At 45.3% G+C, this 26296-nt stretch carries 24 protein-coding genes; 14 read left to right on the top strand and 10 right to left on the bottom strand.

The annotated features are described in order from the left end of the window. Window positions 1–85: 85 nt before the first annotated feature. The 6 genes from CA598_RS12615 to CA598_RS12590 all read right to left on the bottom strand — a co-directional run bounded on the left by CA598_RS12615 (window position 86) and on the right by CA598_RS12590 (window position 6109). Window positions 86–688, bottom strand: a complete 603-nt coding sequence (locus CA598_RS12615; protein WP_094876719.1) for a TasA family protein — start codon at window positions 686–688, stop codon at window positions 86–88. Window positions 689–779: 91 nt separating this feature from the next. Further along, a complete protein-coding gene (gene sipW / locus CA598_RS12610) occupies window positions 780–1367 on the bottom strand; it encodes a signal peptidase I SipW (RefSeq protein WP_094869658.1) in 588 nt (195 codons plus the stop codon). A gap of 1 nt (window position 1368) precedes the next feature. After that, entirely contained in the window at window positions 1369–2532 is a 1164-nt protein-coding gene (locus CA598_RS12605; RefSeq protein ID WP_218832597.1) for a flagellar export protein FliJ, read from the bottom strand. Between the two features lie 393 nt (window positions 2533–2925). Beyond that, window positions 2926–3903: an aldo/keto reductase gene (locus tag CA598_RS12600; protein ID WP_256990484.1), complete on the bottom strand. Its 978-nt coding sequence runs from the start codon at window positions 3901–3903 to the stop codon at window positions 2926–2928. Window positions 3904–4020: 117 nt separating this feature from the next. Further along, window positions 4021–4584 (bottom strand): PadR family transcriptional regulator, encoded by a 564-nt coding sequence (locus tag CA598_RS12595; RefSeq protein ID WP_042184294.1) that lies wholly within the window; start codon window positions 4582–4584, stop codon window positions 4021–4023. A gap of 4 nt (window positions 4585–4588) precedes the next feature. Beyond that, window positions 4589–6109, bottom strand: a complete 1521-nt coding sequence (locus tag CA598_RS12590; protein WP_094876716.1) for an MDR family MFS transporter — start codon at window positions 6107–6109, stop codon at window positions 4589–4591. Between the two features lie 377 nt (window positions 6110–6486). On the opposite strand from CA598_RS12590, the gene CA598_RS12585 reads away from it, so the two are divergent. The 9 genes from CA598_RS12585 (at window position 6487) to CA598_RS12545 (ending at window position 14681) form a co-directional block, all read left to right on the top strand. Then, entirely contained in the window at window positions 6487–6759 is a 273-nt protein-coding gene (locus CA598_RS12585) for a metal-sensitive transcriptional regulator (RefSeq protein ID WP_256989783.1), read from the top strand. Window positions 6760–6812: 53 nt separating this feature from the next. Continuing rightward, window positions 6813–7013, top strand: a complete 201-nt coding sequence (copZ, locus tag CA598_RS12580) for a copper chaperone CopZ (RefSeq protein ID WP_042184300.1) — start codon at window positions 6813–6815, stop codon at window positions 7011–7013. Between the two features lie 114 nt (window positions 7014–7127). Next, window positions 7128–9590 (top strand): heavy metal translocating P-type ATPase, encoded by a 2463-nt coding sequence (locus tag CA598_RS12575; RefSeq protein WP_094876715.1) that lies wholly within the window; start codon window positions 7128–7130, stop codon window positions 9588–9590. Window positions 9591–9621: 31 nt separating this feature from the next. Next, window positions 9622–10374, top strand: a complete 753-nt coding sequence (gene nfsA / locus CA598_RS12570; protein WP_094876714.1) for an oxygen-insensitive NADPH nitroreductase — start codon at window positions 9622–9624, stop codon at window positions 10372–10374. Window positions 10375–10557: 183 nt separating this feature from the next. Further along, window positions 10558–11466: an ABC transporter ATP-binding protein gene (locus CA598_RS12565; RefSeq protein WP_094876713.1), complete on the top strand. Its 909-nt coding sequence runs from the start codon at window positions 10558–10560 to the stop codon at window positions 11464–11466. 2 nt (window positions 11467–11468) lie between these two features. Continuing rightward, entirely contained in the window at window positions 11469–12203 is a 735-nt protein-coding gene (locus CA598_RS12560) for an ABC transporter permease (protein WP_094869711.1), read from the top strand. 4 nt (window positions 12204–12207) lie between these two features. Beyond that, complete coding sequence (locus CA598_RS12555) at window positions 12208–13362, top strand: sensor histidine kinase (protein WP_143812121.1); 1155 nt, start codon at window positions 12208–12210, stop codon at window positions 13360–13362. Next, window positions 13359–13961 carry a response regulator transcription factor gene (locus CA598_RS12550; protein WP_042184310.1) on the top strand — a complete coding sequence of 201 codons (603 nt, stop codon included), beginning with the start codon at window positions 13359–13361 and terminating at the stop codon, window positions 13959–13961. The genes CA598_RS12555 and CA598_RS12550 overlap by 4 nt, the downstream gene beginning before the upstream one ends. Before the next feature lie 18 nt (window positions 13962–13979). Continuing rightward, entirely contained in the window at window positions 13980–14681 is a 702-nt protein-coding gene (locus CA598_RS12545; protein WP_094876712.1) for a histidine phosphatase family protein, read from the top strand. A 104-nt stretch (window positions 14682–14785) separates the two neighbouring features. Here the strand turns inward: CA598_RS12545 and infC are convergent, their stop codons facing one another. Beyond that, complete coding sequence (infC, locus tag CA598_RS12540; RefSeq protein WP_094869666.1) at window positions 14786–15304, bottom strand: translation initiation factor IF-3; 519 nt, start codon at window positions 15302–15304, stop codon at window positions 14786–14788. A 171-nt stretch (window positions 15305–15475) separates the two neighbouring features. Here infC and CA598_RS12535 point away from each other — a divergent pair, with 171 nt between their 5' ends. Next, window positions 15476–17032 (top strand): sigma-70 family RNA polymerase sigma factor, encoded by a 1557-nt coding sequence (locus tag CA598_RS12535; RefSeq protein WP_094876711.1) that lies wholly within the window; start codon window positions 15476–15478, stop codon window positions 17030–17032. Window positions 17033–17211: 179 nt separating this feature from the next. Here CA598_RS12535 and CA598_RS12530 read toward each other — a convergent pair whose 3' ends face one another. Beyond that, entirely contained in the window at window positions 17212–18105 is an 894-nt protein-coding gene (locus CA598_RS12530; protein ID WP_094876710.1) for a helix-turn-helix transcriptional regulator, read from the bottom strand. 145 nt (window positions 18106–18250) lie between these two features. Between CA598_RS12530 and CA598_RS12525 the strand changes: the two genes are divergently transcribed. From CA598_RS12525 to CA598_RS12515, 3 genes are all read left to right on the top strand, one after another. Then, a complete protein-coding gene (locus CA598_RS12525) occupies window positions 18251–20503 on the top strand; it encodes a glycoside hydrolase family 127 protein (protein WP_094876709.1) in 2253 nt (750 codons plus the stop codon). Between the two features lie 310 nt (window positions 20504–20813). Then, a complete protein-coding gene (locus CA598_RS12520; RefSeq protein ID WP_094876708.1) occupies window positions 20814–22529 on the top strand; it encodes an ABC transporter ATP-binding protein in 1716 nt (571 codons plus the stop codon). A 33-nt stretch (window positions 22530–22562) separates the two neighbouring features. After that, window positions 22563–23045, top strand: a complete 483-nt coding sequence (locus CA598_RS12515; protein ID WP_094876707.1) for an NUDIX hydrolase — start codon at window positions 22563–22565, stop codon at window positions 23043–23045. Between the two features lie 42 nt (window positions 23046–23087). Here CA598_RS12515 and CA598_RS12510 read toward each other — a convergent pair whose 3' ends face one another. Beyond that, a complete protein-coding gene (locus CA598_RS12510) occupies window positions 23088–23663 on the bottom strand; it encodes a TetR/AcrR family transcriptional regulator (RefSeq protein ID WP_094876706.1) in 576 nt (191 codons plus the stop codon). Window positions 23664–23851: 188 nt separating this feature from the next. Here CA598_RS12510 and CA598_RS12505 point away from each other — a divergent pair, with 188 nt between their 5' ends. Beyond that, on the top strand, window positions 23852–25084 hold the full coding sequence (locus CA598_RS12505) for an MFS transporter (RefSeq protein ID WP_256990483.1): 1233 nt from the start codon (window positions 23852–23854) through the stop codon (window positions 25082–25084). A gap of 80 nt (window positions 25085–25164) precedes the next feature. Here CA598_RS12505 and CA598_RS12500 read toward each other — a convergent pair whose 3' ends face one another. Next, complete coding sequence (locus tag CA598_RS12500; RefSeq protein WP_094876705.1) at window positions 25165–26061, bottom strand: LysR family transcriptional regulator; 897 nt, start codon at window positions 26059–26061, stop codon at window positions 25165–25167. Window positions 26062–26296 lie beyond the last annotated feature (235 nt).

Here is a 26296-nt window from a genome sequence, read left to right as displayed (position 1 = left end):
GTTTATTGTAAAGAGAAGAGCAGCATCTACTTATCCGCTTTCCGGAATAAGAATCTGCTGCTCTTCGAATGGAAGACTTATTAGATTATCTAGCGACTCCAGCGGATTGCTTAGCAAAGAAATCCCAAGTCAGTGTCAACACATCTTTTTGGAAAATGTTCTGATCTTTACCGTCATCTACAAATTTGAATTGGACGGTGAAGCTATCAGAAGTACCTGCTTTAATGCCGGATGCCTCATTGCCTATGAATGGTAGCTTTTCTACGAGATCTGGTGTTAAGTTTTTCAATTCAGATAGTGTTGTTTTATAAACAACAATATCTGGGATTATGTTGCCGCTCTTGTCCTTATTTTGTATGAATTCGACTTGGATGAATTGTCCTAAATCAACGCCGTTGTTGTTACCACCTACATCATTAACGTCGTACTTTGTTTTGAGAACAATAGAGCCGATATCGATGTTACCATCATTATTCAATTTGAAATCTCTCTTGATTGTGTCACCTGGTTTCAATTTATCCAGATTTACGATAACAGAAGGGTCAGAGTTCAAATCCAGTGTACCCGCTGCGAATGTAGAGGTACTTGTTGCAGTGTCACTAAAGTAAGCGAAGGTTCCTCCACCAATCAATGATAAACCCAGTGCTGCAGATGCTACGCCAAGACCCAATGTTTTTTTGATACCCATAATTAAAATTCCTCCTCGGTTTTTGTGGTTTTTTTATAAAATTTATATATTGTAACTTCCGGTTCGTAAGCGGAAGCGGACAATCAACGGATTACTGTATTTCAGTTGGGGGTGGAGAGGTGGGCAGTATAGCAGCATTTTTCTTTTCGAGTGCAGCTACAGCCTTCCATGATGAGTACAGGGCATAGAGCAGGAGCATCAAGCCTGGTACGATCATGAGCACGACACTTCCAGCTTTGGAAACTGCGAAATTCATAGCGTAACCTACGTAAGGTACGGTAACCCCGGTATACTCAGCTACAACATTCGTTGAACTGGTAGGGTTCATATCAGGCGCATCATTGTTATCGCCTTTCGTACGATACATGGCTTCACCAGTAGCGTTGTTCATTGTTGCTTCCACAACACGGTGAGTAATGAGCAGGTTTTCTTCATTTCTAAAGGTGATAACATCGCCTTTTTTGAAGCGATTCATATCTCCTCCGGGTTTTAAAGCGACAATCGATCCGGTGTGAATCCCTGGTTCCATCGAACCAGAGAGTACGGATTTGATCTGGTATCCGAAGAAGGCAGGTTCACCGCCGGAGGCCTTTGATAAAACTACAGCTACCACCAGCAGGATAAAGATGACAAGCATGATGCTCGATAATGTATTGTTGATCATTTTTTTAATCCGCATATTATTCTCCACCTTTGTCTTGTTGAGGGGCCGCAGGAGCTGGTGTTGCTGCCGGTGGGGAAGAGGTTGTATCTTCCGCCTTTGGCGTCTCCTGAGGAACCTTTTGCTGTGGTACATCTTGTGGAATCGTTGGCTCTTCACCAACTCCCGGAACGACCGGGTTAGTGGCTGGGGCTTCAGGTTGTTCTTTATTTATGTTTTCTGGAGCTGCTTCACCTGTCGGTGGAGTCACTTCCGTTTTTGTTTTCTCTTCTGCTTTCGCTTTGTCCTCGGCTTCTTGCTTTTCCTTCTTCTCCAGGGCCAAACGCTCTTCTTCTTTCTTCGCTTGTTCCAGCGCCTCTAATCGGGCTTTCTCAAGGGCTTCCAATTGTTGTTCACGGGCTTGACTGATCAATTGGAGCTGACTCTGAAGATTGCTGATTCCTGAAGTAGCGGATTCTTTAAGGTCATTCATTTCAGTGTTGAGATTCTCATAAGTGGAGGTCAGTTCGCTAGAGATATTGCCGGCCGGCTGACTAAAAGGAATCAGGAAAGGCAACGGCTGCTGAAACGCCTCATTGCGTAACTCGGGTTGTCCATATACATCACTGGTCACTACCGAAGCAAATGGAAGGCCGATGTCGTGTATGAAGTTTAGGTACTGGATAACTCCCTTTAATGAAGCATTTAGAGATTCAGAGATTACCCCACTTTGATTTAGGCTGCTTTGCAGCTCTCTGAAGAATGGTTCATCCTTGATTTCTAGACAGTTTGAATCTAGAGAGGTCATATATCCTCCAATCTGGAATAGGACGGCTGCTGCTGCGTTCAGCTCACCATTGATTTCGTTCCAAATTTGGCTGTTTGTGGCCAGTTGCTCATTCACGCCATTGATTTGAGATTGAAGTGCGGAGATTTGTGTGGAAATCTCTTGCGCTGCGACATCAAGCTCATCCAGCGTCATGCCTTCTATTCCCGAAACGTCTGAGAGACTGCCTGAAGGGGTATAGCTTTGCAGAGATCCTTTTAAAGCATTAGCTCTTTCGATATGATCTTTGAGTTCTGTTAGAAGCCCCTTGATCGAGTTTGGAAATACTTCGCAAAAGCTAATGGTGCTAGTGGTTTGCGCAGTAGCTCCAAAACCACCATAGGTACTACCCACTTGCTGCGAGGTAGTCAGAAACAAGACGGAGACAGCCATTCCTGATTGCAGAACACGTAATCCGATTTGCTTCTTTCGTTTAGGCCTTCTTTTTGCTGATCTGGGTCTCAGAGGAATACCTCCCCTCAATGTCTTGAGTTTCTTTGGTTCGTTATTGTTGTTCTTTATTAAGAACAACTTCTGTAATGAATAATACATGGAATAATTTGAAAAGAAAACTGTCAATAAGTCTCATTTGTGCTCTATAAAGAACGATAATGTTAATTTATCTCTATTTATCTCGGTTTATCGCTTGATATCTATTTTTATTCGCAATAAAGAACGGTATAAGAGGCGACTGCATTAAAAATAGCCTAATCGTGCGTGAAGCACGATTAGGCTATTAAGAATTCTTGCGAGTTTTAATTGTGGGTTCAGTTAGGGAAGACGAGTACCACGTGAACTAACATATAGGTCATACCATTCTTTTCGAGTAAGCTCCAGCTTGTCCGCATCGGCGCAGGCAGCGATGCGCTGCGGATTCACAGTCCCAATCACAGGCTGAATAGCTGCCGGATGTGTCATTAGCCAGGATAGCACTATGGCTTCGGGTGTTGTTCCTTTTTTATCTGCAATTTGTTTAACCATGGCGGCTGTCTGGACGATATTCTCTGGCTGATCCTCTAATGAACGTCCGCTAAATATGCCTTGTGCGAGTGGGCCCCAAGCTTGAAGCTGAATGTTCTCCATTCGGCAATGTTCAAGGGTTCCTTCGGGAAAGGTAATATCCTTCCAAGGTTCACGGTTTACACTGATTCCAGCATCGACCCAGCTGAGCTTGGCTAGGCTCATGTGTAGCTGGTTTACGATAAAAGGTTCATCGCAATAGGCTTGCAGCATTTTGATCTGCGCTGCACTCATATTGGAGACGCCGAAATGACGAACCTTACCAGCTGTCTTCAATTGATGTAATGCGGAGGCCACTTCCTCCGGATCCATTAAAGGATCAGGTCGATGCAGCAGCAGAATATCAATATATTCCGTTCCTAGTCGTGATAATATTCCATCCACACTGCTTAGAATATGCTGGCTAGAGAAATCAAAGACATTAGAACTGTCTCCAGGCTCCATTAGCTTAATACCGCACTTTGATTGGATAATGATTTCTTCGCGGAGTCCTGGGCGTTCTTTAAAGATCTGACCGAATACCTTCTCGGCTTTACCACGGGTATAAATATCTGCGTGATCAAACATATTGATACCAATAGATCGTGCAGCGTCGACGGCTGCATGTCCTTGCTTAACATTCTCGGTGGTGATCGGTTCATGATCCCAGCCCCCACCAAATCCCATACAACCTAGAGCAATACGGCTGGCTGGTATACCGCGCTTGTTTAAAGGCAGCGTTCTCAACAATGTGATTCCTCCTAGGGAAATATGATTGCATACACGTACATATTGTACACGCTTAGATTCTAGCATGGTATTTATTGTATCTGTAAAAGTAAAAAAAGAGTAGAGGCCCTAAGGACTCTACTCTGTATTAAGTGGTGTTCCAATGTCATTCAACTTGCGTGCTACAACATCATCATAGAGACGTTGCAGCCATTTTAGTTCAATAAGGGTGTGTTCATAGGTGCCGTACATGAGATGAAGGGCGGAACGAGGAACAATAGGAATATGTTCTTCATATACCTGATAAGCCAGATTCACCTGATGTTCGGTTTCCCGAATACGTTCTTCGAGCAGCTTCTCCACCTTGTTTTGATCAACATGACGGGACATGGCTAGAGCCATATACATCGGATGATAGAAGGGCTCGTTCTTTTTAATTTGCTGTAGAATTAACTGCTCGAATAAATTTTTACCTTGCTCAGTAATACCGTAAATGGTTTTGTCTGGGCGATCACTGCTGCTAATCACTTCTAAAGCTTCGATATAACCATCTTGTGCAAGTTTATCGACAGCGTAGTAGAGAGACCCAAGCTGGAGCTTTGTAATCCGGTCCATGGAGCGCTCTTTCATGACTAGTGTAATTTCATAGGGATGCATATTTCGTTCAAGCAATAGTCCGAGAATAGCCAATTTCATCGACATATAATTACCTTTTACCCTCGGACGCCTGAGCAGTTTTACTCGGGATGGTGAGGCGGTCTTTCGGCATCAGCAGCACAAAGACTAAACCAAGGACGGCAGGAATCATGGCCCACATAAAGGTATGTGCGATTGAAGAGGACAGTGCACTAGATATTTTCTCCAAAATTTCAGGTGGAATCTTGGCTCTTGCTTCAGGTGTCAGGGCTGCCCGTGGATCGCCGAAGGCTGCTGACTGCTCACTTCCGCCAAAAGCTTCGCTAATGCTGCTAGTGAAGTTGTTACGCTGAATAATACCGAAGATCGTAATCCCCAGCGTCATCCCAAGCGAGCGCATAAAGGTACTTGTTGAAGTTGCCGAACCGCGTTGGCGCATATCGAAATTATGGATAGCTGCCATGCTTAGCACGGAGAAGGAGAAGCCCACGCCGAATCCAGTTAAGGCCATGAATACATTAAGCATGAGACGGGAGGTATCTGGTGATAAAGTGCTTAGACTGTAGACACCTGCTACAAAACAGACAGCGGATAGGATCATAATGTTGCGGAAGCTGGTTTTGGTTGTAAGTAGCCCACCGGTCTGACTGCCCACGACCGTACCGATCATCATCGGCATGAGGATCAGTCCAGAGTTCGTAGCGGAGCCGCCAAATACGCCCTGTACAAAGATAGGAATGTAGATGGTGGCTACGATAAAGGCAGAGCCATAGAACAAGGCTGTCACACTGCTTGTTGCAAACAACCGTTTACTGAACATCGCGAACGAGATAACAGGTTCAGCCGCCACTCTCTCAATGAGGATGAATGCCAGCAAGAGTACAGCGAAGCCGGCGAATAAGCCGAGAATGACACTGGAATCCCAAGCGTATTGATTGCCTCCCAGTTCTAGCGCAAACATTAGGCAGATAATGGCGCTGACGAGAGTGAAGGCTCCGCCCCAGTCGATGCGCTGTTTAGCGTGAGAGATCGATTCTTTGTACGAAGTTGCGATCAGAAACAGTGCAATAACTCCGAGCGGCAGGTTAATGTAGAATACCCATTGCCAGCCTACATAGTCGGTAATATATGCACCTAATAATGGTCCGAGTACACTGGAGATTCCGAAGACGGCACCGAATAGGCCGGTCAGCTTTCCTCTTTTTTCAGGCGGGTAAATGTCGAAAACGATAGTGAAGGCGATAGGCATTAGTGCACCGCCGCCGATCCCTTGAATAGCCCGGTAAATACTGAGTTGTGTAATACTGGTTGCAGTGCCGCACAGTGCTGAGCCAATCAGGAATACAATCAGTCCGAACATGAAGAAACGTTTACGTCCATACATATCCGAGAGCTTGCCGAAGATTGGGGTCCCAGCCATTACCATGACCATATAGGCCGAAGTGACCCATACGATTTTGTCCAGACCGCCAAGGTCGGAAACAATGGTTCCCATAGCTGAAGCTACAATGGTATTGTCCATCGCGGACATCAGAATACCGAGCAGCAGGCCGATAACTACGAGTTTAAGATTACTTTCTTTAGTATGCATGCTTCGCAGGCTCCTTTTTCTAATAGTGATAAATCCGTTCAAAAAATGTTCATAGGTTAGAAGCAAAATTTATTATATTCAAATTTGAATAGGGTAGCAATAGTTTTTTTAAAATATAAGAAGTATAAGTTTCACACCATACTATATGTCTTATATTTCTCGCTTAAACGCTAACCGTCCTTATATAGATAACGAAGGCGTTTATGCTTGAAAAAATGGGATTTAGGGGATAGGAAATAAAGAACATCTCTTGACATACCCTACGGGGGTATATTATATTATTGGCAAGGAGGCTGATCCTTATGTCTACTAGTAAGCAAGAACAAACTGAGAAATCCTGTGAAGCTGACTGTCATTCTTCAGTATCTGGAGAACGAATGAGTCATCATTCGACAGATTTCAAAAATGGTTTGAATACTCGCCTCAACCGGATTGAAGGCCAGATCCGCGGGATAAAGGGTATGATAGAGCGGGATACTTATTGTGACGATGTGCTCAATCAGCTCGCAGCGGTTCAAGCGGCACTAAACGGTGTTGGTAAGATGCTGCTGGAAGGGCATATGAAGAGTTGTATTGTTGAACGAATCGAAGCCGGTGAACATGAGGTTATCGATGAGCTGCTAATCACGGTTAACAAATTAATGAAATAATAAGCTAATGCTTCTTAAGCATAGCTTCATAACATTTACTGGAGGTAATAATAATGTCGAACGCTACATTAAATGTCGAAGGAATGTCTTGTGGTCACTGTGTCAACTCTGTAGAGAAGGCTGTAGGTAATCTTGGAGCTACTGCTAAAGTGGATCTTGCAGCTAAAAAAGTTTCCGTTGAGTATGATGAGAACAAGGTGAGCCTTGGAGCTATTAAAGAAGCTATTGAAGAGCAAGGGTATGATGTAGTTTAATTTGAAGCACAGTAATAAGGCTTGGAGCTGTTATGGGGATGCCATAAGCTCCAATGCCTTTTCTTTTTATAGAAATTATCATACTCTATAGGGGTATGAGGAGGCTTTGGAATCATGGATAAGTTAAAAATAACAGCTTCACCCAATGAACAGCAAGCGACCGTACAGATTACAGGCATGACCTGTTCTGCTTGTGCAGCTCGAATTGAGAAAGGTTTGTCCCGGATGGAGGGTGTTTCTCGCGCAAATGTAAATTTGGCCTTGGAACAAGCCACTGTCGGATTTGATCCTTCTGTATCAGGGTTACCACAAATTGAAGATAAAATCCGCGCTCTTGGTTATGATACCGTCAAAGAGACCGCGGATTTTGATATATCAGGCATGACCTGCGCTGCATGCTCGGCGCGGATCGAAAAAGTGTTGAGTCGTACGCCGGGGATCGCAGCAGTGAATGTGAATTTAGCGCTGGAAACGGCACATGTACAATATACTCCCGGTAATATTAGTCCAAGAGAGATCATGGAGAAGGTAAGCAATATCGGATATAAAGCTACACTTAAAGAAGACCGCAAGGATCATGTGGACCGTCGTGTACAGGAAATTCAGCATAAGAAGTGGAAGTGGATCATTTCTGCTATTCTTTCTTTCCCGTTGTTATGGGCGATGGCAGGTCATTTCTCATTCACAAGCTGGATTCCAACACCGGAGATATTTATGAATCCTTGGTTTCAGCTTGTTCTGGCGACCCCCGTACAGTTTATCATCGGCTGGCAGTTCTACGTAGGCGCGTATAAAGCACTTCGTAACGGGAGTGCCAATATGGATGTGTTGGTCGTACTGGGGACATCAGCAGCGTATTTCTACAGTCTTTATCTGACGATTGATTCATTAAGTATGAAGGGAATGAATCATACCACCCAAATGTATTATGAGACGAGTGCTGTACTCATCACGCTCATCCTTGTCGGTAAATGGTTCGAGGCGCTAGCCAAAGGACGTTCCTCTGACGCCATTAAGAGCTTAATGGGGCTTCAGGCAAAGACGGCTCTCGTGATCCGTGATGGCAAAGAAATGAATATCTCGACAGATGAAGTGATTCCCGGCGATATTGTATTGGTGAAGCCCGGAACAAAGGTGCCGGTGGATGGCGAGGTAGTAGAGGGTTCCTCTTCTGTGGACGAGTCTATGTTGACCGGAGAAAGTATTCCTGTAGAGAAAAAAACCGGAGATACCGTTATCGGTGCTACATTAAATAAGAATGGGATCTTAAGAATTAAAGCTAACAAAGTAGGAAGAGACACTGCACTCGCTCAAATCATTAGAGTAGTGGAGGAGGCCCAAGGCTCCAAAGCGCCTATCCAGCGGATCGCGGATGTCATCTCAGGTATTTTTGTACCGATTGTTGTAGGCATTGCGATGATCACTTTCTTGGTCTGGTACTTCTGGGCAGCACCTGGTCAATTTGCCGATGCCCTTGAAAAAGCTATTGCGGTGCTCGTAATCGCTTGTCCATGTGCGTTAGGTCTTGCAACGCCAACCTCCATTATGGCGGGATCGGGCCGCGCTGCAGAGCTTGGTATCCTGTTCAAGGGTGGTGAGCATTTAGAAGGCGCACAAGGGATTAAGATCGTTGTTTTAGATAAGACAGGTACGGTTACAAATGGTAAGCCCATACTGACTGATATCGTGACTACCACTGGAATTGCCGCTTATGGTAAAGAAAGTGCGGAGAATCGTTTATTAGCTTTAACTGCGGCAGCCGAGAAATTATCAGAACATCCGCTTGCGGAAGCCATCGTAGCAGGAGCTGCTGACAGAGAATTGATCTTACCCGCCGCTGAACAGTTTGATAATGTACCTGGACGGGGAATTATGGCTGTTGTCTCCGATCAACAAGTTAGGGTGGGTACACGGCGTATGATGGAAGATCATCAATTGGACATCACAGAGTGGACCCCAGTCATGAAGAGACTGGAAGAGGCAGGAAAGACAGCTATGCTTGTAGCGGTGGGCGATGAGATTGCCGGGATTGTCGCTGTTGCCGATACGATTAAACCAACCTCAAAAGCAGCTGTAGCTGCGCTTCATGCGATGGGCATAGAGGTCATTATGATTACAGGTGACAATAAAATCACCGCAGAAGCTATTGCGAAGCAAGCAGGTATTCGAAAAGTGTTAGCAGAGGTTCTGCCGGAAGGCAAAGCGGAGGAAGTTCGTAAGCTGCAGCGGAATGGGACAAAGGTAGCTATGGTTGGAGATGGCATCAATGATGCTCCTGCACTGGCTACTGCAGATACGGGCATGGCGATCGGTACAGGTACGGATGTAGCAATGGAGGCTGCAGATATTACACTGATGCGGGGAGATCTGAAGAGCATACCCGATGCCATTATGATGAGCCGTAAAACGATGAGTAATATTAAGCAGAATTTGTTCTGGGCACTTGCATACAATACAATAGGTATACCGATTGCTGCACTCGGATTTCTAGCTCCATGGCTAGCTGGAGCTGCGATGGCATTCAGTTCTGTGTCCGTCGTTTTGAATGCACTTCGTTTGCAGCGGGTAAAGCTGTAAGAGAAACCTAACTATGTAAGGAGTGGCCGCTGTGCAAGAAAACAACGAGACAATATCTCTATTAATGAACCATGCATCTGTCCGCAAGTATCAGGATAAGCCAGTAAGTGAAGAGCAGCTTGCAGCTATTATTGAAGCAGGCCAAATGGCTTCGACTTCCAGCAGTGTACAAGCCTATAGTGTCATTGCAGTGACTGACCCGGCACTAAAAGCAGAGCTTGCCGGATTAGCGGGTAATCAGGCTTATATCGAACAATGCCCAGTCTTTTTGGTCTGGTGCGCGGATTTATATCGGCTGCGTGAGGTCACAAAACCTCATTTACAGGGAGAGACATCGTATGAAGATTCTGCGGAGAACCTTATTGTAGCTACCGTTGATGTTGCGCTTGCTGCTCAGAATGCTGCTGTAGCTGCGGAATCACTCGGGCTCGGGATTGTTTATATCGGCGGAATCCGTAACCGGATCGGGGAGGTTTCTGATTTGCTTGGACTGCCTGAGCTGGTTTACCCGATATTTGGAATGTGTGTGGGCTATCCTGATGGAGCTACAAGCCTGCGTCCGCGTCTGCCATTAGAGGCTGTTCTACATCGCAATCGCTACAATGCCGAAACGACAGTGGAGCAGGTCAAGACTTACGATAAAATCTCTTCAGACTATATGCGTGAGCGGACTCATGGTGCCAAGGATACACCTTGGTCTGTGATTATGGCAGAACGGTTGGCACAGCCAGCGCGAATGCATATGAAGGAATTCCTTCTCGGAAAAGGATTTTTCAAGAGGTAATCTAGTATTTCGCTTAAAGAGGCTGCCCTATTCGTAGTTAAAACTATGGATAGGACAACCTCTTTTTTTTGTGAAGGTGACAGTTGTCATCTTAAAGAAATGACAGTCCATACTAATGTATGGTCTCCTTTTTCCATATGATAGAAATAGATCAAACGCATTCGGAATCGGAGGGGTTACGAAATGGACAATGTTATTGAGATGAATGGAGTTAGCAAATTATATAAGGATAAGAAAGCAGTAGATAATATCAGCTTCAACATTGCCAAGGGTTCGATTACAGCTATTCTTGGACCAAACGGAGCAGGCAAAACAACAGCATTGGGAATGTTATTGGGGCTATTAGAACCCACTGAAGGTACAGTGAAAATATTTGGACAACATCCAAAAGATAAAATCGTACGTGAAAAGACCGGCGCGATGCTGCAAGAGGTAAGTGTGATGGATCGGCTGAAGGTTCGGGAGATCATTGCTCTGATCCGTAGCTATTATCCACAGCCGATGGATATGGAGTTTCTAATTAAAGCTACAGGGCTTGCGCCAGCGGATCTGAATAGATACGCTGAGAAGCTCTCGGGCGGTCAAAAACGTAGTCTAGGCTTCGCCCTGGCCCTGGCAGGTGACCCAGAGCTGATCTTTTTCGACGAGCCTACGGTTGGACTTGATATTACTTCCCGGCGGCGTTTCTGGGATACGGTTCGTGGACTTGCGGAGCAGGGTAAGACGATAGTGTTCACGACACATTACTTACAGGAAGCTGAAGATATTGCGGATCGTATTCTGTTGTTTAGCAAAGGCCATTTAGTTGCAGACGGAAGTCCAGATGAGATTAAATCGCGGATTGTAAAGCGTTCGGTGTCCTTTTTGCCAATAGGTGATCGATCTAAATTACGCAGGAGCCTGCTGGAACTAACCGCTATTGAAGATTGTTATGAAAAGGAAGGTCGAATTCATGTGACGACAGACGATACGGATGAAGCGCTGCGAGCGATTTTTGTTAATGGGCTTCCCGTGAAGGATGTTCGGATCGATCAGGGACGTTTGGATGATGCTTTTGAACAATTGACCATGAACCAAGAGGAGGCTATCTAATGATGAGATTAATTACTGTACAGTGTAAAGCCGAGATGCTGCGGATCATCCGTAATCCTTATTACGTGTTCTGGTCCTTGCTCATGCCCATTATGTTCTACTTCATCTTCACCCGCGTGGTTAATACAGGTAACGATGACCCGACTTGGCGCGCTCACTACTTAATGTCGATGGCAACCTTTAGTGTAATGGGCTCAGCGATTATGACGCTTGGCATCCGTTTAGTACAAGAGCGAACACAAGGCTGGACCACCTTTATTCGGATTACCCCGCTACCGGGTTCTGTTTATTTCTTCGGAAAAATGTTCGGGCAAACGATGATGCATCTGTTTTCGGTCATTTGTATTTTTATCGCAGGATATTTAATCAACAGTGTCTCCTTATCTGCGGGTCAATGGGTGCTTAGTGGGCTATGGATTTTGATCGGTTCCCTTCCATTTTTGGCGATTGGTACGCTTGTGGGTGCTATGAAACGGGTGGACACAGCTAGTGGAGTCAGCAACGTGATTTATATGGCGCTTGCTGTAGCGGGGGGCATGTGGATGCCGATTGAGATTTTGCCGCAATTAATGCAGAAGATTGGTCATTGGTTACCTTCCTACAACTATGGAAATGGGGCATGGGAGATTGTGCGTGGCTCAGCTCCGCATTGGAGTAATGTCTTGATTTTGCTCGGGTATTTGGTAGTTTTTATGTTACTATCGGTTTATATCCGAAAAAAACAGGAAGCGGTGTGAATGAATGGCTGAGCGTGCGCAGTTCCGGTTATTTCCACAAAAACAAGGGTTTTTCCCTTATGTATGGGCTGTTTATCTGGTTTTGCCCATCCTGAATTTGCGTGGGGAGACTGGATTGAAGCTCATTCTAGGCGGGTTGATGATAGCGGTGTTTGCCATCAGCTATCGCCAGCTGTATTGGGTTCGGGGTGGAGTCTTTAATGTCTGGCTAATGATTCAAATGGTGATCATCGTGGTGCTTAGTTTGTTTTATACGCCCTTTAATCTTTACATGGGCTTTTTCACCGCAAATTTTATAGCTTACTATACGGAGAATAAAGGGTTCAAAATTGCATTTACTTCTTTTGTGGTCATGGTACTTTCTGTGCTGGTCTTAGTGGGTCGTGAGATGGAGTGGGGAAGCATGATATTTTTAGCTCCATTTATCATTATTATGTTGATTAGCCCATTCGGAGTGAGATCCATGAATCGGAATCAGAAGCTGGAGAAAGAGCTGGATCAAGCCAATGAGGTGATTAAAGAGCTGGTGAAGCGTGAGGAACGGATGCGAATCGCTCGTGATTTACATGATACGCTCGGGCATACGTTGTCCTTGATTACATTAAAAAGCCAACTCGTAGAGAAGCTGGTGACCAAAAATACGGAGCGAGCCCAAGAGGAGGCGCGGGAAATTCAGCGTACTTCGCGGGCTGCGCTCCGTCAGGTGCGTGAGCTAGTGTCGGAAATGCGTGCGATCTCAGTAGCAGAAGAACTGGCAGAAACCGGGGAAATGCTGCGCACGGCGGAGATTGCCCTGGAAGTGGAAGGGGATATCTCGCTAGAGGGAGTATCCGATCTGACGCAAAATATTCTCAGCCTTTGCATCAAAGAAGCGGTGACTAACATTGTGAAGCATAGTAGAGCAGATAAATGCTTTATCGGGGTGGAAAAGACCGCCGGAAAAGTTCGAGTTACCGTTAAAGATAACGGAATTGGCCTCCAGAACGGTGAGAGATGTAATGGTGAGCTTAGTGATGGAAATGGTATGAAGGGGATGGCGGAACGACTATCCCTGATTGATGGCTCTCTGTCGCTAAGCTCAGAAGAAGGTCAGGGAACTACGCTGATCGTTATGATCCCTCTAATCGTTAAGGAAGCAACAGGAGGTGAGAGTGCATGATAACCATCGTTATAGCGGAGGATCAACGTCTGCTTCGGGGAGCGATGGCATCCCTGCTGGATCTTGAGGATGATATCGAAGTCGTCGGAGAGGCCTGTGATGGAGCTGAGGCGTTAGCTTTAATCGACAGGCTTCAGCCGGACGTATGTCTCATGGATATTGAAATGCCGTTCAAGAGCGGGCTGGAGGTTGCAGAAATATTGCGGAGTAAAGGCTGTCCGACTCGAATTATCATCTTGACTACCTTTGCCCGTCCGGGCTATTTCGAGCGTGGAGTGAAGGCTGGTATACAAGGGTATTTGTTGAAGGACGAGCCTGTAGATAAGCTGGCCGAATCTATTCGACGTGTCATGGCTGGACATCGGGAGGTATCCCCCGAGTTAGTTTTTGGTAGCTTGCGGGAAGAAAATCCACTAACAGCACGGGAGCGAGAGATTTTAAAGCTGGCTGGTGAAGGGCAAACGGCGGCGGAAATCGCGTTTTCGCTACACCTTTCTTATGGAACTGTTCGCAATTATATTTCTGAAATACTCAATAAGCTGGAAGTGAAAAGTCGAATTGAGGCGGTACGACTGGCAGAGGAAAAAGGTTGGATTTGAGGGGAGCAGGGCATTATTATGCAAATATTTCTGATTCGTCATGGTGATCCGGACTATTCCATAGATGGTCTAACAGAATTCGGGCATCAGGAAGCAGCAGCACTAGGAAAACGCATGGCATCTATAGGTCTGGATGAATTATATGCTTCACCACTGGGTAGGGCACAGACAACAGCCAGTTATGTGGCCAAAGAGACGGGACTTGTCATTCATACAGAGCCTTGGACTTGTGAACTGGATTGGACAGAGATTATGTTGGATGGACAATTGGCATCTATTTGGGATAGCCCCGGAGAACATATTAGCGAACTATCGAGTGGAAAAAGAGTATGGTCTGATGAAACAGATCATTGGTTGAAGCAAGAGGAATACAGATTGCGGTTTAGCGAATTACAAACGGCTTCAGATCAATTCTTGCTTCGACACCATTATAGAAGAGAAGATGGCCTTTATCGTATCCTTGAGCCGTCTACCAAGAAGATTGGAGTAGTATGCCACGGTGGCTTTGGTCTCGCATGGCTAGCTCATTTATTACAAATTCCGTTAGCCTTGACTTGGTCCGTATTCTGGCTTGCGCCAAGCTCGGTAACGACGATCTTGTTTGAAGAGCGCAGCAAGCACTTTGCGGTTCCTCGATGTATTGGACTAGGAGACGTTTCCCATCTTTATGCTGGCGGCATGAGCTATCGCCCACGGGGATTAATGGGCAATCATGTTTAAGGTGAATGATGAAGAGCGAGTAAGGATATTTCTTAATGAGTGAAAGCCATCCCTGAGAGGATGGCTTTTTTGCTGGATTTTATATGATCGGAATAGGTGACTTTTCAACGTGGATTTAGTTTCACCTGTGAACCTTTACCACCTGTCTGAATGCCAGTATCCTTCGTTCCGACTTCCTTCAGGTCAGTTACTAGTCGCTCCAAAACGGATTTGGAAGCAGCGGCTTCTTTGGCGCCGGATGCCTTCACAACTAATTGCACTGGCTTGCCGGAGCGAAGATGCTTGTCTGCCTGACGGAGCTTCGTATCGTAATCATGCTCCTCAATATGAGCAGTGAAGCGTAGTTCTTTGACCTTCTCTTTGCTGCCACCTTTTGCAGCTGGGCCACCACTAGCCTTGCGTGCTGAGGCTGCCTCCTTCTGCGCGGCCGCTTTTGCTTTGCCCTTTGCAGTTAGGCTACAGGGCGGCGGGCTGCTCATTAGCGAGGTACAAACTAGATCTGCACCTGCAGCGCGAGCCATTGCTAATGCCTCTTCTCTAGATACAATGCCCAGCTTCTCACCTCTAAGTCCAGTTAGGACTACTTCGGATGCTCTTATTTGTTCATTGATTAATACTGCCACTTCTATGAATCCTCCCCTGATAACTAAAGATAAAGCTATCATATATGGAACTAGCTTGAGGTTCAAATGTGAAGAGTAGGATTTGTGTGAAAAACATTGACCTAAATCCGTAACCTTTGGGAACTTCGTGGGCACTTGTATATAATACGGAAGAAGGGAGCGAGCGAAGGTATGCTTCAGTATATTGAAGAAGCGAGACGAGGAGACCGTCAAGCTTTTGAACAGATCGTTAGGCATTTTACACCAATGGCGAATGCAGTTGCGTATGAAAAGCTCCACGATTATCAATTAGCGGAGGATGCTGTGCAGGAAGCCTTCACAGAAGCCTTCCTGAATTTGAATAAATTACGGGCAGTAGAGGCATTTCCGGGCTGGTTTAAAGCGATTGTTACAAGGCAATGTTATCGAATCTTGCGAAGAAAGCAGCATCCTGCATTACCCTACGATGAAGCTGTGCAATCGACAGAATCTTCATGTAGTGTGGCGGACATTATTGAGAAAAAAGAAGCGCGGCGTCTGCTTCACGAGTCTATAGCTGCATTGACATCCAATATGCGGATTGCCGTTCAATTATATTATTTTCAGGGATATTCCCTTCAAGAGATTGCTGATTTTCTGGGGACTTCAGTCCCGGTATTGAAGAAACGACTCTTTGATGCTCGCCGCAAGCTTAAGGGTGCGCTACCTGTTGCGGATGTCCTCTCCGTGTTCAATCATTTGTACGAAGGAGGAAAAGGTGTGCTTCATATTGTAAACGGAGATGTAGTGGGAGATAAGCTGCGTCAGGGAATTGTGCAAGGGGATGTATTAGTATGGAGAGAGGTCTACTCTCATGGGCCGGTCTTTTTAGAGCCTGCGGAACAGAATAACCGCTTAGTAAGAGCGCATTATTTAGAACAAACGATGGGGATTCCGCAGAAGGAATTTATACAGAGCAGTAAGGAACAGGAAAAGATCTTAGCTGATTTTCATAAATATGATGAAGTTGTATTATGGTTCGAGCATGATCTATTCGATCAGACGATGCTGTGCTATTTGCTCCATTGGTTCTCGAAGCAGAAGAAGGAATCCACGAAGCTGAGTTTATTGTGCATTGGAGAATATCCCGGCATTGAGCTGTTTCGAGGAATTGGACAACTATCTGTAGAGCAAATGGAGACTTTATCAGGAACGTGGAAGTTAATCGGCGACAAGGAGCTAAAGGTAGGCCAAGAACTATGGGAAGCCTATGTATCACCGAATCCAGAATCATTACAACAGCTACTAACTAAGGATACGTCCGCATTGCCATTTGCACATGACGCCTTCATAGCGCATTTATCTCGGTTCCCATCAACCTATAATGGACTTGGTATCGTAGAACAGATGACTCTGGAGATGATTCATGCTGGAATGAACTCCCCTTACGAGTTGTTCAAGAATGTGGGAGCTAAGCTTCATATACTAGGCATGGGCGACTTGCAATATTGGCATATTCTAAGACAGATGGCACAACGCCCGTACCCATTGCTGCAAACCTATGGGTACAATGATTTTCCTGGTTATAACGATCCAGTAATGCCATTCATAGACTGCGAGCTTGCATTAACCGAGCTAGGCAAAAGTGTATGGGCTGGAAATGAAGACTGGGTTCAGAAAAAAGGAATCGATGAATGGTATGGAGGGGTGCATCTGCAAGGATCGACTCCACGCTGGCGATGGAATTTTTCTTCGCAAACGATTCAATGATATAAAGATTGTAAGTTAGAGAAGGGGCTGTCTCAAAAGTAGTGAATGCTACTTAGAGGCAGCTTCTTTTCTTGAGAATAATTAGGGAGAAATTCCCTGATTATCTATCGGAGGCTCCGCGGACGGAGTGTTGTTTCAAACTCTTTTCAAAACGTTGAAGCCTGCCGCAGTTTTTTACTTTAGTCATTATTCATAAACGTCTTATGATAGGCGTTACGATATTGGGTTGGTGTCATATTTTCGTATTTGCGGAAGAGGCGCATGAAATATTTATCGTCGGTGAACCCCGTCTCTATCGCGATTTCCCTCACGCTGAGGGCGGTTCTGGTTAGCAGCTCCTTCGCTTTAGTCACACGTACGGAATGAATATACTCCAAAGGCCCCATCGAGGTGTGTTGTTTAAATAGACGAGCTAAATAATCCTTGTTGTAATTGAATTTCTCCGCGATGATGGCCACCGTAAGAGGCTCTCCTGCATGAATCCTTGTCCACTCGGCTATTTTGACAAAGGTGACATCTTGCTGCGGACGGATTAGCTTACTGGCGAACGGCTGAAGCGCATGCTCAGACAGCTCAATTAAGAGTGAGGTTAACAAATAATTAACACTGGAATAGGTCAAATATCCTGAGTTAGCTACATGGAGGATTTGATTTGCCAGAATATGAATCCTGTCACTGTGCTCGATTTTTATGAACTGCGGCAGATATAGATCATGTACAGACCATAAGCGCTGTGTACGCGACAAGATTTCTTCTGCTTCAGGCTTCATTTCCTCCTCACTCAGCAATACCCCCTCGTGGGTCAGCTCGAAATGAAACCAATAAAATTTAACCCCAGGCCATGATTCTCTATAGCCGACATGTGTGCGATTAGGCATAAGCAAAAGAGCTTCATCAGGGCCCACTTCGAAGCTTTTGTCCTCCTCACTCAAATAGACCGTTTCATTCACGCCTATGATTAGCTCATAATTGCCCATTGCACGTTCTACATGTTTCCATGGCGTTTCTGAGATGAATTCACCTGCCGCCGTAAAATGAACAGGTATATCTGCATTTATTTTCAAATAGATCATGCGATCCTCCTAGCCATCAATAAGTCGGATTTGTCCACCATTTGTATGGCTGATCTACCGACAAATCAACGTTCGGGTGTTATCTTATGGATACAAATATACACTTGTCATATCACCCTGACAAGATTGCGAGGGAGCGATTTCATTGAAGACGCAAGCTTTTGATTTGCAGAACGTACGCATCGAGTCAGGTCCACTTCTCCATGCGATGGAGTTAAATAAAGATTATTTACTCAAGCTGGAGGCTGATCGTCTTCTGTCGCGTTTTCGCCAATATGCTGGCTTAGAGCCTAAGGCTGCTCACTATGAAGGCTGGGAATCTCAAGGCATTAGCGGCCATACACTAGGTCATTATCTATCTGGCTGTGCGTTAATGTATGCCTCAACAGGGAATGAAGAGCTGTTTAAACGCGTGAATTATGTAGTAGATGAACTAGAGCTGTGTCAGGCTGCGCATGGTAATGGCTTCATTTCCGGCATTCCTCGTGGCAAAGAGTTATTTGAGGAAGTGAAGGCAGGTGATATTCGCTCACAGGGCTTTGACCTTAACGGGGGTTGGGTGCCGCTATATACGATGCATAAGCTGTTTGCAGGTCTCCGCGACGCTTATCGATTGGCCGGCAATCAGAAGGCACTCGTTATTGAAACGAAGCTGGGGCTGTGGCTTGAAGATATTTTCGCAGGGCTCAGTAAAGATCAGATCCAAGAGGTGCTGCGTTGTGAGTTTGGCGGTATGAATGAAGCGCTGACGGATTTGGGAGAGGATTCCGGGGATGAACGTTTCCTTGCTTTAGCCGAAAGCTTTTACCATGGAGAAGTCCTTAATGATCTTGCCGAAGAAAAAGACACATTAGCAGGAAGACATGCCAATACTCAGATTCCGAAGATTATTGGTGCGGCAAGACAGTATGAGGTAACGGGACAGAAGCATTATGCAGGCCTCTCTCGCTTCTTCTGGGATCGGGTCGTTAATCATCATTCATACGTGATCGGCGGCAACAGCTATAATGAGCATTTTGGCGAACCGGATAAGCTGAACGATCGATTGGGAGAGGGTTCATGTGAGACGTGTAATACCTACAACATGCTGAAGCTGACCAAGCATATGTTCCAGTGGGATGCTTATGCGGCATATGCGGATTACAACGAACGTGCAATGTATAACCATATCCTAGCTTCTCAGGAGCCGGTAGATGGACGTGTGTGTTATTTTGTATCTCTCGAAATGGGTGGACATAAGTCGTTCAACTCCCAGTTTGAGAGCTTTACATGCTGTGTAGGCTCAGGAATGGAAAGTCATTCTATGTATGGATCAGCGCTATACTTCCATAGTGAGGATGAGCTGTATGTTAATCAGTACGTGCCTTCAACGGTGACTTGGAAAGAGCAGGGTGTCCGTCTGACGCAGGAGACCAAATTCCCAGAAGAGGGACAAGGTGTATTGCGGATCAGCGCAGCGCAGCCCAGGAAGTTCGCATTGAAGCTAAGATACCCGTACTGGGCTGAGCAAGGAATGAGCGTTAGCGTAAATGGTGAAGACGTGCCTGTGAATGTAGGTAAATCCAGCTACCTAGCTTTGGATAGAGTATGGCAGGATGGAGACGTTGTCGCATATGATATTCCGATGTCGGTAAGAATCGAAGCGATGCCGGATAACCCGAATCGTATAACGTTCCTTTACGGCCCCCTTGTGCTGGCAGGCGATTTCGGGCCAATAGATGCGGAGCTGAATCGTGACCGCGCGCTTGCTTCCGTATTAATCGGTGATCGCGAGACGCTAACAGACAGCCTCATTCAGTCAAATGTGAGCAAAAATGTGTTCCGGATGAAAGGTTTAGGATATGCAGGAGACCATGAGCTTCGTCCATTCTACCCTATGCATGATCATCGTTATTCCGTGTATTGGGATTTGTTCACGTCAGAGGAGTGGAAGCTGGTGGAGGCTGAATATCGCGAGGCTGTTGAGAACAATCTAGTACTTGAACAGCTAACCGTAGATTCGGTGCAACCTGCTGAAATGCAGCCGGAACGAGACCATAATTTCAAAGGGGAGCATGTAGGCTTAGGCAAAATCTACAACCGCAAGTATCGCGATAGCTGGATCAATGGCTGGTTCTCCTTCACAATGGAAGTCTTGCCAGAGGAGCAAGTGGATCTGGTGGTAACGTACTTGAAGTCCAACGATACTTCGGTGGCCTTCGATATTACGGCAGATGGTGAACGGCTTGGACTAGGTGTCCTTGAGTCTGAAGAGATGAACAAGCTGGTGACGATTCGTTACGAGCTTCCGCAGTTGGTCACGGGTGGTGCATCAGCTACTACAATCAAGTTTGCTTCGCATGAAGGACATAAGGTGGGCCAAGTGGCCGGACTACGTATCGTTAAACGTAATTCTTGAATAATAAAGCTTCGAGAATTATAATAGGAGCAATTCTTTTAATTGAGGTGAAATGGATGTCGTTCCGTATCGTTCGAAGTAACTAGTTATCGGGCTGGGTGAAACGCGTACCAGCTATCAAGGGAGAAGTCTATCCTTTTGATCCATGAACTAGAGCTTTGAACGGTGCCATAGGCAGCTATTTCTATAAAGCCAGGCACTTAACCTATTTGACTTAGAGAACCGTTTATTTGTGGATGGTTTTTTACAGTTGGATGTTGGGGGTTGCCTGGCTTTTTTGCATTCAATTAAAAGATAGGGGATTAACGATATGTTGAAAAAGAGTCTAGCTCACCTGAAATGGTGGATATGCGGTTATATTTTATTGGGTTTTACGATTCAGCTACTGAGTAGTTTAGGCATTGTAGTGTTTCAAAAAATATTAGACAAGGCCACGATGATCAGCAGCTTTGATGAAATATTGAATTTGATTATGATGTATGGGGTTTTGCTGGCTGGGGTGGTAATTCTAAATTATGTAGATGAATACCCTAGCGTGTATTTATCGAACAGTATAACGGAGCGATTAAAGATACTTGCACTATCTAAAATATCCAAAATCGACTATCAAGCCTATCAGGATATCGGCACAGGGCAGATGATTAAAGTGATCGAGAATGGAGCGGCGGCTGGGAACAGCATGATTTTCTCCTTTTTCCTTAAAACTTTACATGAGTTATTGCCCACGCTTCTGTTCAGTCTTATCTTTATCAGCTTCTATGATTTAAGGATCATGGTAGTGATTGCAGCTGGCTACGTGGTCGTCTTTTTGATAACGAATCTGCTGTTGAAATTTCTGTATGCGATGAAGGCAACCATTCTACAGGAACAAGAAAAGATGTCCAGATTCTCTATCCGTGGATTTATGGAATTGGTCGTCTTCCGGACGAACAAAAGATATGAGAAAGAGATCGATAAATTAAGCCACACCGCACGCACTATCATTCACAAAAATGCTCAGCTACAAATGATCCATGAAGCTTTTTTCGCGATATTTGAGTTGTTTGTCACGATTATTAAAGTTGTTGTCCTGATTTACGGTGTAAAAAGCATTGTCGCAGGTGAGACATCACTTGGTATTGTGGTCGCTTTGTTTATGTTTATTGATAAGATTTATTCGCCGATTGCTATCTTCAATGTCCTCTTTGTAGATTACAGACTGAATAGAGTGACCTACAAAAGATTCGAGGAATTTATTTATGCCCCAGAAGATAAGAATCTAGAACGAGGAGAAGTTATCACTGAGATCCAAGGTAATATTGAATTTAGGGATGTATCTTTTGATTATGGACAAGTGAAGATCTTGAATCATCTATCCTTTTCAATTGCGAGAGGAACGTCGGTTGCTATTGTCGGATTAAGTGGGGGCGGGAAATCAACCCTGATTAAGTTAATCGTAGGCTTATTAAAAAAGGACGAAGGTGAACTCTTATTGGATGGTAAAGATATCGATGAGATCCATCTGGATAGCTACTATGATCATATCTCTTACTTATCACAAGACACGCCGATTTTTGACGCTACGATTAGGGACAATATTATATTTGATGAGCATTCCTTATCCGATGAAGTGTTGTATGAAATTTTGGAGAAGGTTCATCTGCAGGAAAAGGTAAGCCAATTACCGGATCGTCTAGATACATTGGTAGGTGAAAAAGGCGTCAAATTATCAGGCGGGGAAAGACAGCGATTAGCTTTTGCCAGAATCATTGCTCAGAAAAGAAACATTCTAATTCTGGATGAGCCAGTGTCAGCACTTGATAATATTACGGAGCAAAGCCTTATGGAGACGATTTTGCAGGAATTTCAGGACAAAACCATCATTATTGTTGCACACCGGCTAAATTTTATAAAAGATGTTGATAAGATACTGGTAGTGGATCAAGGTTCGGTCGTGGGTGAAGGGAAGTTTGATGATTTGATAGCGCATTGTGAAGCTTTTAAAGCGTTGTGGAATAGAAAAATATCGTTTACAAATGCTGATTAAATTGTTAACCTCTTCTAAAAAGAGGTGCAGTCTATGGCATGGCCAACACATATTGTAGCAGCAGGTGGATTCGCAGAAAATGAACAAGGAGATATCCTTTTAGTAAAGACGCATGATGGTGGATGGGTATTCCCTGGTGGACAAGTAGAGGTCGGAGAGAACCTGGTGGATGCATTAATTCGAGAGATTAAAGAGGAAAGTGGAATAGATGTCACGGTATCTCAATTGATTGGTGTGTATTCGAATACAGGCATTCATAAATGGTATGACGGTGTAACCGATGTTCCTACTAAGGTCATGTTTGATTTTATCTGCAAGCCCGTGGGTGGGGAATTATGTACCTCGGAGGAAACCTCTGAAGTGATGTGGGTGGCAAGAGAGAAAGTGCTGGATTGGATTACACAACCGGCTATTCGTACCCGCTATCAAGCTTATTTGGATTACGATGGGAATACGAGGTATATGGATTATGTAACTGGGGACACGTTTGAAGTTAATTTGGATCGAACGGTGTAAAATAAAAGTGATAGGCCATCCTGCAAAGGATGGCTTTTTTGATTATGCTTTGATGCCCTCAAAGGCAGAGGTGATCAAATATTTCACAAAAGCTTCGTCCAGCTCATCCCCTGTGATTAGAAGCCGATAAAATATCGGTCCATAGAGCAGATCAATCGTGATCCCAATATCCAGCTCCGTTTTTAATTGGCCTCGGGTCACCCCGCGCTCCAACAACTGTCGCGCCTCTTGGCGGCGGGGAGCGAAGAACCTCGCACGATAGGCCTCAGCAAGGCCAGCATCGAATTGTCCCTCACCGATCAATTCGGTAATTACTTTTCCTTCTCGGCTGCGAAAAAAATTAGCCAGATTCGTGGCATGGATCATAATATCGTCCCTGACCGAACCGGTGTCCGGCACTGGCAATCTTGCGGATGCTGCAGTGAGGTAGCCGTCCATGACGACAGCTGCTTTGTTAGGCCACCATTTATAAATGGTCGCTTTACTTACCTTGGCCCGTTCCGCAATTTTCTCTACGGTCACCGCACCAAATCCAGTCTCCAGCAGTAGATCATACGATGCTGCCAGAATAGAAGCCTCCGCTTCGTTATTGCGCGGCCGTCCTCTTTTTTTATCCATAAGAGATCCCTCCCGACTAATCTATCCTTTATTTTACTTGCGATCAAAAAAAAGAAACTGTACGTTCATTATACAAAATATTTTAAGAAGTAGCCAATCACCTATTTACAAAACTGAACGTTCAGTATATATTTAAATTAATTAATGAACGTTGCGTTCAGTATTAAAAATCGAAGGGTGGAGATCTTATGAATCAAGGTAATCAAATGAATCCTGTTAGTTCAGTAAATCCGGCAAAGGAACATTCGGAAGGAAAAACGATCCCTGGATGGATTACATTGTTACTGGCGGCCTCCTGCGGACTTATTGTGGCTAATCTGTATTACGCCCAAACCCTGATCGGACAGATTGCCCAAGCTACGCAGCTTTCTTCTGGGGCAGCAGGTCTGATTGTAACTTTGACCCAGGTAGGATACGTTCTTGGACTTTTGTTCGTAGTACCGCTTAGCGATATAATTGAAAATCGCCGCCTGACTGTGGCGTCACTGGCTGTGGTGGTGGTGTCACTGGTAGCAGCCACACTAGCTCCGAATGCTGCAATCTTTCTGGGAGCGTCTCTGTTCATTGGCCTCGGTTCCGTAGCTGCCCAGATTCTTGTGCCGTATGCGTCTTTTCTGGCTGCTGAAGAGCAGCGCGGCCGGGTGGTCGGTAATGTAATGAGTGGGCTGCTGCTCGGCATTATGTTCGCCCGGCCACTGGCTAGCTTTGTCTCTGGATTGTGGGGATGGCATGCGATTTATGCCATATCGGCAGTAGTGATTGCCTTATTAACACTTCTATTGTCCCGTGTGCTGCCGCAGCGCCAGCCTGTGCCTACAATGAATTATGGTGGATTGATCCGTTCGCTAGGTACTTTACTGAAGAATACGCCAGTGCTGCGCCGCCGGGCAATATATCAGGCTAGCCTGTTTGGCGCTTTCAGCCTGTTTTGGACGACAGTCTCTTTGCATCTGTCCGATACGTATCATTTAAGTCAGCAAGGCATTGCCTTGTTTGCACTGGCTGGAGTAGCCGGGGCTATCGCTTCTCCCATCGCCGGGAGATTAGCCGACCGCGGCTGGACCCGGTCGCTGACCGGTCTTGCGTTTGTGCTGGCAGCTGTGGCTTTTCTTCTAGCTTACTTGTTTCAGGAGGATTCGAGAGTAACCCTTGGATTGCTGGTCGCAGCGGCCATCATGCTGGATATGGGGGTATCGGGTAATCTAGTGCTTGGACAAAGGGCGATTTATTCCCTTGGGAACGAGGCGAGAGGACGTTTGAACGGATTATTTATGGCGATATTTTTTGTAGGAGGAGCCGTTGGTTCTTCACTGGGGGGCTGGGCATATGCGTACGGCGGCTGGAGTCTGACCAGCTTGATCGGGCTGGCTCTGCCGATCTTAGCCTTCCTGTACTATTTAACGGAGAAAAAACAAGCGTAAGAGGTTCAAATAAAGGCATTACAAGGACTGCTCTCCAGGCTGAATATATTCAGCCTAGAGAGCAGTCTTTTTTGGAATTCCTAAACGGTATAAGGATTTTGGCGAATCATTTGAATAAGGTTTGCCGCCGAGGCGGATAACGGTTCATTTTTTCGCGTACAAATCGCAATGCTATTCTTCAGATGTATGCCTTCAACATAAACTCGGCATAACTCTCCCCGTTCAACATCTTCGCGAACAACGAGTGAAGAGACGAAGTTGGCGCCATACCCGGCGATAACGGCTTGGATCGCTTCATGAAGTCCGTTAAATTGCAAAGAGATTGTGGGAACTGGCGTATTATATGTACGGCATAACGATAATAATCGCTCTCTCGTCGAACTCCCTTCCTCACGCATGACAAAAGGCTCCTTCATCATTTCGGATAAAGAAATCTGCTTATTCGCATAGGGGTGATGGGGTGCGACCACAAACCATAACTCATCCTGAAATAACTCCTCTGTCCGGATCGTATCTGGATAGGCCTCGGAAATCCCTCCGTAAATCGCCATATCCACGTCTACATTTAACAGCTGCTTCAGGGCATCGCTTGAATTGGTGGTCGTAATCACCATTTCTACTTGCTCATATTGTTGCTTGAACTTTGCGATCCAGGTAGGGATAAGGAAATGAGCAGGCAAATACGTCGCGGCTAGGCGTATACTTCCATTCGTGCCATTAACATAATCCTGAGTGAATTGTTCGATCTGCTGTTCGACAGCGAACAGTCTTTTTGCGAGTAGGGCAAGCTCTTCACCCGCATCCGTTAAAGCAATTCCTCTACCTTGAGGCTTGAACAGGGCGAAGGATAGTTCCTTTTCGAATTTCTTGATCTGAGCCGTAATCGCAGGCTGACTGATATTTAATACTTCAGAGGCGCGCGTCACGCTACCCGTTGATGCGATCACATGGAATAAGCGTAAGGCGTGTAGATTCATGGTTAAGCTCCTATCTGCTATCTGCTATCGTTTGATTCATATATTAAATATATAATTTTGGTTTAAAGATATATTATATTTATGATTATAACTGATTTACAATACAGGTATAAAGTTGAAGTTGAAGTTGAACTTGAATCTTTAGTTAGGGAAAAGGAGTACCGAAGAGGAGGTTTGGAACTGTAGGAGCGTCAGCGACCGACTAAAAGCTTTCCGTAGGAAAGCTCACTTCGTA

It is taken from the genome of Paenibacillus sp. VTT E-133291, from assembly GCF_002264395.1.
Lineage (GTDB): Bacteria > Bacillota > Bacilli > Paenibacillales > Paenibacillaceae > Paenibacillus_AQ > Paenibacillus_AQ nitricinens.
This window is presented reverse-complemented; position numbering and strand designations above follow the sequence as displayed.

What these genes read in the sequence shown, in the direction of transcription:
- CA598_RS12505 (WP_256990483.1), top strand. Translation starts at nt 23,852, where the DNA reads ATGAATCAAGGTAATCAAATGAATCCTGTTAGTTCAGTAAATCCGGCA.
- CA598_RS12520 (WP_094876708.1), top strand. Translation starts at nt 20,814, where the DNA reads ATGTTGAAAAAGAGTCTAGCTCACCTGAAATGGTGGATATGCGGTTAT.
- sipW (WP_094869658.1), bottom strand. Translation starts at nt 1,367, where the DNA reads ATGCGGATTAAAAAAATGATCAACAATACATTATCGAGCATCATGCTT.
- CA598_RS12565 (WP_094876713.1), top strand. Translation starts at nt 10,558, where the DNA reads ATGGACAATGTTATTGAGATGAATGGAGTTAGCAAATTATATAAGGAT.
- CA598_RS12575 (WP_094876715.1), top strand. Translation starts at nt 7,128, where the DNA reads ATGGATAAGTTAAAAATAACAGCTTCACCCAATGAACAGCAAGCGACC.
- CA598_RS12530 (WP_094876710.1), bottom strand. Translation starts at nt 18,105, where the DNA reads ATGATCTATTTGAAAATAAATGCAGATATACCTGTTCATTTTACGGCG.
- CA598_RS12590 (WP_094876716.1), bottom strand. Translation starts at nt 6,109, where the DNA reads ATGCATACTAAAGAAAGTAATCTTAAACTCGTAGTTATCGGCCTGCTG.
- CA598_RS12510 (WP_094876706.1), bottom strand. Translation starts at nt 23,663, where the DNA reads ATGGATAAAAAAAGAGGACGGCCGCGCAATAACGAAGCGGAGGCTTCT.
- CA598_RS12550 (WP_042184310.1), top strand. Translation starts at nt 13,359, where the DNA reads ATGATAACCATCGTTATAGCGGAGGATCAACGTCTGCTTCGGGGAGCG.
- CA598_RS12535 (WP_094876711.1), top strand. Translation starts at nt 15,476, where the DNA reads ATGCTTCAGTATATTGAAGAAGCGAGACGAGGAGACCGTCAAGCTTTT.
- CA598_RS12560 (WP_094869711.1), top strand. Translation starts at nt 11,469, where the DNA reads ATGAGATTAATTACTGTACAGTGTAAAGCCGAGATGCTGCGGATCATC.
- CA598_RS12595 (WP_042184294.1), bottom strand. Translation starts at nt 4,584, where the DNA reads ATGTCGATGAAATTGGCTATTCTCGGACTATTGCTTGAACGAAATATG.
- copZ (WP_042184300.1), top strand. Translation starts at nt 6,813, where the DNA reads ATGTCGAACGCTACATTAAATGTCGAAGGAATGTCTTGTGGTCACTGT.
- CA598_RS12615 (WP_094876719.1), bottom strand. Translation starts at nt 688, where the DNA reads ATGGGTATCAAAAAAACATTGGGTCTTGGCGTAGCATCTGCAGCACTG.
- CA598_RS12500 (WP_094876705.1), bottom strand. Translation starts at nt 26,061, where the DNA reads ATGAATCTACACGCCTTACGCTTATTCCATGTGATCGCATCAACGGGT.
- CA598_RS12545 (WP_094876712.1), top strand. Translation starts at nt 13,980, where the DNA reads ATGCAAATATTTCTGATTCGTCATGGTGATCCGGACTATTCCATAGAT.
- CA598_RS12585 (WP_256989783.1), top strand. Translation starts at nt 6,487, where the DNA reads ATGAGTCATCATTCGACAGATTTCAAAAATGGTTTGAATACTCGCCTC.
- CA598_RS12515 (WP_094876707.1), top strand. Translation starts at nt 22,563, where the DNA reads ATGGCATGGCCAACACATATTGTAGCAGCAGGTGGATTCGCAGAAAAT.
- CA598_RS12555 (WP_143812121.1), top strand. Translation starts at nt 12,208, where the DNA reads ATGGCTGAGCGTGCGCAGTTCCGGTTATTTCCACAAAAACAAGGGTTT.